At 63.0% G+C, this 6619-nt stretch carries 6 protein-coding genes and 1 tRNA gene; 2 read left to right on the forward strand and 5 right to left on the reverse strand.

The features are described 5' to 3' along the window. Positions 1-86: 86 nt before the first annotated feature. On the reverse strand, positions 87-872 hold the full coding sequence (locus tag XH88_RS25725; protein ID WP_271671045.1) for a tetratricopeptide repeat protein: 786 nt from the start codon (positions 870-872) through the stop codon (positions 87-89). Positions 873-1218: 346 nt separating this feature from the next. Then, positions 1219-1308: transfer RNA gene (locus XH88_RS25730), tRNA-Ser, on the reverse strand. Positions 1309-1503: 195 nt separating this feature from the next. Between XH88_RS25730 and XH88_RS25735 the strand changes: the two genes are divergently transcribed. Then, positions 1504-1845: a hypothetical protein gene (locus XH88_RS25735; RefSeq protein ID WP_271671050.1), complete on the forward strand. Its 342-nt coding sequence runs from the start codon at positions 1504-1506 to the stop codon at positions 1843-1845. 37 nt (positions 1846-1882) lie between these two features. On the opposite strand, the gene XH88_RS25740 is transcribed toward XH88_RS25735, so the two are convergent. From XH88_RS25740 to XH88_RS25750, 3 genes are all read right to left on the reverse strand, one after another. After that, positions 1883-3346: a trehalose-6-phosphate synthase gene (locus tag XH88_RS25740; protein ID WP_271671046.1), complete on the reverse strand. Its 1464-nt coding sequence runs from the start codon at positions 3344-3346 to the stop codon at positions 1883-1885. 235 nt (positions 3347-3581) lie between these two features. Beyond that, the gene (gene otsB / locus XH88_RS25745; RefSeq protein ID WP_271671047.1) at positions 3582-4403 is read right to left on the reverse strand and encodes a trehalose-phosphatase; all 822 of its coding nucleotides are present in this window, start codon (positions 4401-4403) and stop codon (positions 3582-3584) included. Between the two features lie 3 nt (positions 4404-4406). Beyond that, positions 4407-5894: an MFS transporter gene (locus tag XH88_RS25750; RefSeq protein ID WP_271671048.1), complete on the reverse strand. Its 1488-nt coding sequence runs from the start codon at positions 5892-5894 to the stop codon at positions 4407-4409. Between the two features lie 128 nt (positions 5895-6022). On the opposite strand from XH88_RS25750, the gene XH88_RS25755 reads away from it, so the two are divergent. Further along, positions 6023-6394 carry a DUF3175 domain-containing protein gene (locus XH88_RS25755; RefSeq protein WP_271671049.1) on the forward strand — a complete coding sequence of 124 codons (372 nt, stop codon included), beginning with the start codon at positions 6023-6025 and terminating at the stop codon, positions 6392-6394. Positions 6395-6619: the final 225 nt, after the last annotated feature.

Raw genomic sequence — 6619 nt, forward strand, 5'->3', positions numbered from 1 at the left:
TGCTGGCCTCCTTCCAGCCAGCATGGTGAATCAGAAAGAAGCTGATTTGGGAATCCCAAATCGATTCAACCTAACCTCATCCCGCTTTAGCTCTCGTTTCTCTCCAGGAAGCTCGCGGCCTCGCTCGGTCGGAAGAAGAAGCGGCCGTGAGACGTTGTGGCGAGCGTGAAAGCGACGCGGCCCAGCATCTGGGGTCGGCCGCGCAGGATGGAGCGCAGCGCCGCTTCGCCGCGGTTGCGGTCACCCATCTCGAGCAGGCATGTTGCGAGATTGGCGCGCGAAAGCAGGTCGTCTGGACGTAAGGCCAGTGCATGCCGATACGCCTCTGCGGCGCTGGAATAGTCTCCGTCAATGATCAGAACCCGACCGAGCTCAGTCAAGACGTCCGGCCGTCCTGGAGCGGAGTCGCGTGCGCGCACCAGCGCCGCGCGTGCCCTTGCGCGGTCGTGGTTCTGGATCCACAAACGTCCGAGATCGAGGGTCAGCTCTATGCTATCGGGCGCCAGCGCCAGGCCTTCCTCAATAATGCTGATTGCTTCATCGAGATGTCCCGCCTTGGCGAGCTGCCCCGCCAGCTCCTGGAAAGCCGGGAGATAACAAGGCCGCCTGGCGACGGTTCGGCGCAACTGAAGGATGCCGTCCGCCTGCCGCCTCGCGGCGCAAAGTGCCGCGCCAAGCAAAGTCTCGATTTCCGCATCCCCGGTACGCCGCGCGGCCCGTTCCAGCGGTCCGACCGCTTCATCCGCGTGATCTTGTCCGATCAGGGCGTGTGCGAGGATGAGGACCGCATTGCGGTCCGTCCGGTTCGACTTCAGAACCTCGCTGGCCAGCTGCTTCGCCTGGCCGAACTGCTTCGCCCGCAACGCCAGCATGGCTTGCTGGAGCGTCTGAGCAAGGAAGTGAGTCGGTCGGCCGGTCACGACGTGGTCTCTAATCAGTTCTCGTCGCCAAATGTCACAAGCCCGCGCACATTCCTGTTCGCAGGGCGGCAGACCGCCTCACGACCTTCCAGCCGGAGGCAGGAAGCTAATAGCAAGCCCGAGGACGGCCCGACAAGGCTGCTCAGGGTCATTTCCGATAACAGATCAAGGGGTGGTCGAAGCTGGAAATACCGGCAAGACCCCCCGCAGCCGTAGATAGGACGCCATTGACGACGCCGATGTGTACAGCGCCTCGGCGAGTCCTAAACTTCTGCAAACAAATCAATATCTTGAGGGCTGGCGGAGAGAGTGGGATTCGAACCCACGGTACGGTTTCCCGCACACACGCTTTCCAAGCGTGCGCCTTAAGCCACTCGGCCATCTCTCCGGAGCGCCCTCTCTTGAAGGGGCGCCGGTGATTTTGCAAGGGATCGCGGGTAAATCGGGTAAATTTTCCGCAGCGCATTGTATTCACAGGAGAATATGTCGCGTCCCGGATCTGCCCAGAAGCCTTTGGGGCTGAACCGATCGCGGGTTTGGCGCGACGATTCACCCGAGGACGCCACACATGACCGGGGACGCCATGACCATCCGCACGACCATCGCTGCCCTGAGCCTGATTTCAGCCTTTGGCTCCGGCTTTGCCGCGCCGGCTCAGGCCCAGGCCTGCACGCGCCAAGGCGTCGATGTGACCTGCGACGACGGGCGGCGCGGAGTGCTTTCAGGCGATGCCATCCTTTGGCCGGACGGGACGCGCTCCAGCACGACGCCGCACCAGAGCGTCATCATCGGTAACAAGAGTTCGGTGCATGTCGGGCCCGGCGTATTCGTCGGCCAGGGTAAAGGCATGGTGCCGATTGACGATCCGAACGCCCCGAACAAGCGGCAATGCGCTATTCTGGATGGTGTGTCGTATTGCTATTGAGGGCGCGCCTCTCTCCCCGCAAGAACGGGGAGAAAGGCTAGATCAACCGGACACCCGAAATCGCCGATTTCAGCCATCGCAGCGCTTGCGGCGGCTGTGCGGCGAGCGGGGCGGCCGCAGCCTTCTCGGTGCGGTACTTCTCCAGCTCGGCAACGAAATCCGACGACCATTGCTGGATGGTATGGCCCTGCAGGGTCTTCATCATCGCGTCCCATCGCATCTTGCGCTCGGTGAGCGGCATCGCGGCGGCTACGGCAATCGCACGGGCCATGCCGTCGACGTCGTGCGGATTGACCAGCAGCGCGGTGTCGAGCTCGTTGGCAGCACCGGCGAATTTCGACAGCACCAGCACGCCGGGATCGGCCGGATTTTGCGCGGCGACATATTCCTTGGCGACAAGGTTCATGCCGTCGTGCAATGGCGTCACCACGCCGATCTGCGCGGTCCGATAGAGGCCGGCGAGCACGGCCTGGCTGAATCCCTTGTTGAGATAGCGAATCGGGGTCCAGTCGACCTCGCCATGCCGTCCGTTGATATCAGTGACGAGGCGCGCGACCTCGTTCTGGAGATTGCCATAGGCCTCGATGCCGCCGCGCGACGGGTTGGCAATCTGCAACAGCGAGATGCTGCGCGCAAACTGCGGCTGATCGGTCCAGAGCCGATCGAACGCGCTGATCCGGTTGACGAGGCCCTTGGAATAGTCGAGCCGGTCCACGCCGATCGCGAGCCGCTCGCCGTTCAAGCTGCGACGCAGGCGTGAGACATCGGGATGGGAGGCCGACTTCGCCGCATAGGCTGCGAATTTTTCTGCGTCGATGCCGATCGGAAATACTTCGCAACGCGTGCGGCCGTACTGTGAGAGCACGACGCCGTCGTCGATGATGAGGCCGAGCTCACCGCCGGCATAGCCGAGGAAATTCTGACAATCCGCCTCGGTCTGGAAACCGAGCAGGTCATAGGCCAGCATCGCCGTGATCAGCTCACGATGATTGGGCACGCCCTGGATCACCGCAGCCACCGGCCACGGCGTATGCAGGAAGAAGCCGATGGGATCATCGACGCCGAGATCGCGCAACTCCGCACCGAGCGCAAGGAAATGATAATCCTGCACCCAGAACGCGGTCTTGACTTTTCGGAAGCGCATCAGGGCGCGCGCCATGAATGCGTTGACTTCGCGATAGCTGATATAGTCTTCGCGGGAGACGCGGATCAGATCGCTGCGCGAATGCAGCGCCGGCCACAGCGCCGAATTGGCGAAACCTTCGTAATAGCCGCCGTAGTGCGCCGCGGGCAAATCCAGCGTCGCAATCGCGCCTGATCCCAGTGCCTCGATCTCAGCGAACGGTTCCTTCTGATGGCCGTCACGCACGCGACCGGAGGAACCCACCCAGATAGCACCTGAATGCTCCACGACGGGAAGCAAGGCCGCAGCAAGGCCGCCCGTCATAGGTTCGTTGGGTTTGCCGCGCGCAACTCGATTTGAAACGACAACTAAGTTCACAGGTCGTCCCCTCCTGTTCATTCCACCCCGTTTAACTGCCGTTCATCAATATGGTTCCGGTCATCATTTCCACGAAATGAAACCAAAGTCAGGCACGCGCGTTGGAACCAGTTTCCCGCAAGGGAACCCGACGATTTCACTCGAGAAATAGAGCCCGGCGCCGGCTTCCCGCCACACGAACCACACGCGCAACGGAACTCCGCAGACGACAATGCGGCTCTCCGGTGACGATGCCTTATTCCAACCTTGTGTCGTCGAGCAGGCGCGCAAGGAAAGCACGCACGTCATTCGGCGCATCGAAGTGGCCGTTGACGCCGATGGCGCGGCGGCCGACCGAGAAGGAAAGGCCGTTCATGTCGGGCATGATCGCAAACACGGTTTCATCAGTGACGTCGTCACCGATGAAGATCGGACGGCGCCCCTTGAAGGGCTCCTGCTTCATCAGCTCGCGTACGCCGGTGGCCTTGGTGAAACCCGAATGCTTGATCTCGCAGACGAACTTACCGGGCAGGACCTCGATCGGCGCATTGGGCAGATCGGCGCGGATCAGCGAGACCGCTTCATAGATCGCCTTCTCCGCATGCGGCGCGAGGCGATAATGCAGCGCCAATGAATAGCCCTTGTCCTCGAGAAGAATGCCGGGACTGAGCTTTGCGATCGCGGCCAGTCGCCGCTTCAGCTCCTTGTCCATCGGCGGCGCGTGGACGTCGTCGGCCTCGTTCCCCACCGAAAGCCGCATCTCCGCACCGTGACCGGCGACGGCGCGAAACACGTCGGGCGCAAAGATCAGGTCGATGTCGTTGAGCGAGCGGCCGCTGACCATGGCCAGCGCGCCAGACGTCCGCTCCGTCAGCCGGTTCAGCGTCTCAGACAGGCCCGGCGGCACCCATACCTCGCGCGGCGTCGGCATCAGATCGAGCAGCGTGCCGTCGATGTCGAGCAGGATCGCGGTCTCGTCGAGATGAGGAACGAGCGCATGCGGCACCGGCACAGCGTCGGGCGCTTCATCATCTGGCATGGGACGCCTCTGATCAAGTTCAGCGAATTCCGATTTCATAGTCTACTCCATGAAAGCGAGCGGCCGCGCGATTTCTTCGAGCGATTTTCGCTCCGAGGATATGGCGTAGCGCCACGCCACGATCGCGGCCGCGATCATCAGGACGGCCCCCAGCAAATAGCCGGCGAACACGCTGTTGCGCGACCCCGTGTCGATCAGCGCACCGAACAGCGCGGGACCCACGACGCCGCCGATGCCGGTGCCGACCGCATAGAAGACCGCGATCGCCAGCGCGCGAACTTCGAGCGGAAAGGTCTCGCTCACCGTGAGATACGCCGCGCTTGCCGCGGGCGATGCAAAGAAGAAGATCACCATCCAGGCGACGGTCTGCCCCTGCGCGCTCAATGCGCCGATCGAGAACAGGTAACCCGCCAGCGCCAGCAGCAGACCCGAGACGCCATAGGTGAACATGATCATGGCGCGGCGGCCGAGCGTGTCGAACAGTCGGCCAAGCAGCAGCGGGCCGAGGAAATTGCCGGCGGCGAATGGCAGCAGGTACCAGCCGACATGATCGGCGCTGATGCCGTAAAAATCGGTCAGAACTAGTGCGAAGGTGAAGAAGATCGCGTTGTAGAAGAAAGCCTGTGCGACCATCAGCACCAGGCCGACCAGCGCGCGCCGGCGGTAGGCGGCGAACAGCGTATGCACGACTTCGCCAATCGGAGTGTGATCGCGCATCTTCAGCCGCATTTTGGGGAAATGCCCCTGGCTCGTATCCTGATCGTGTCCGATCACCGTACGCTCGATGTCGTCGACGATCTTGTGGGCCTGTTCGGGCCGGCCATGAATCATCAGCCAGCGCGGACTCTCCGGAATCCACATCCGCATCAGGAGCACGACGAGGCCGATGGCCGCGCCAATGAGATAGGCCAGACGCCAGCCGAGATCGGGACCGATGACCGCCGGATCGAGCAGCACGATCGCTGCCACTGCGCCCATCGCCGCCCCGATCCAGAAGCTCCCGTTGATGACGAGATCGGTCCAGCCGCGATAGCGCGCCGGCACCAGCTCCTGGATCGTCGAGTTGATCGCAGTGTATTCGCCGCCGATTCCGGCGCCCGTCAGGAAGCGAAACAGCGCGTAGCTCGCGATGTTCCACGAGAGCGCGGTCGCGGCCGTCGCAGAGAGATAGAGCGCCAGCGTAATGAAGAACAGCTTCTTGCGGCCGATGCGGTCGGTGAGCCAGCCGAATCCGAGCGCGCCAAGCACGGCGCCCGCGAGATAGGCAGAATTCGCGATGCCGAGATCGAGGTTGGAGAAGTGCAGCATCGGGCTCTGCTTCAGCGCGCCTGAGAGCGCGCCGGCCAGCGTCACCTCGAGACCATCCAGGATCCAGGTAATGCCGAGCGCCAGCACGACGCGGGTATGGAATCCGCTCCAGGGCAACGCGTCAAGCCGCGCGGGAATGCTGGTCGCGACGATGCGATCGGTCGCGGCTGCCGCCGAGATTGCAGGTCCATAATTCAGCGCGGGGCTCTGCTGCAATTCCATCGGGTTGCTGGGTCTGGGGATGCGGCATTCCGCCTGCCACCTGCGACAACGCCTGCGGCAACGGCAAGTTCCCATAGGAACTGCGGCGACTGCCGACCGTTTCCGGCGGACCCGCAAGGAGTTGCCGCATGGCTCATGTCAGAAAGACGACACATTCGCGCAGAACCGCCGCACACAGGAAGACCAGCGCGCACCGCAGCAGCGCGCGCAAGAGCACGGAGCGCGCGACATCGAAGCGATGGTCGCAGCGCGTAACGAGGGAGAGCGACGCACTCGATCTCAAGCGGGGGGTATTCAAGCTCACCAGCCCGAAGAGGATCGCAGCTTCGCTGAAGCGGTCCGCCGAGCACAGCTCGCGCCGCAAGGCCGGCGCCTATCGCTCGGCGCTCTCGATGTTGACGTTCTATATCAACCGCGCCGGCAAGACCTTGCCAAAGACGCAACGCACGCGGCTGGAGAAGGCAAAGCTGGAGCTGAAGCGGGCATTCGGGAAGGAGTGAGGCTGGCACCTCCTCACTCCGTCGTCCGGGACTGGCGCAGCTCTCGGCAACGCGTAGCGTTGTCCAGGGCGGCGCGCAGATCCGGGACGACAGCGCAGAGTAACGCCACAGCAAGGGCTTCGGACGCAGCCGCCTTAAGCTGCCCGGATGTTCGCCATGAAGCGATCGAGCTCGGCGCGGAGACGGGCGCTTTCGGACGACAGCGTCTTGGCGGAGTTCAGCACC

The organism is Bradyrhizobium sp. CCBAU 51627 (assembly GCF_028128765.1).
GTDB lineage: Bacteria > Pseudomonadota > Alphaproteobacteria > Rhizobiales > Xanthobacteraceae > Bradyrhizobium.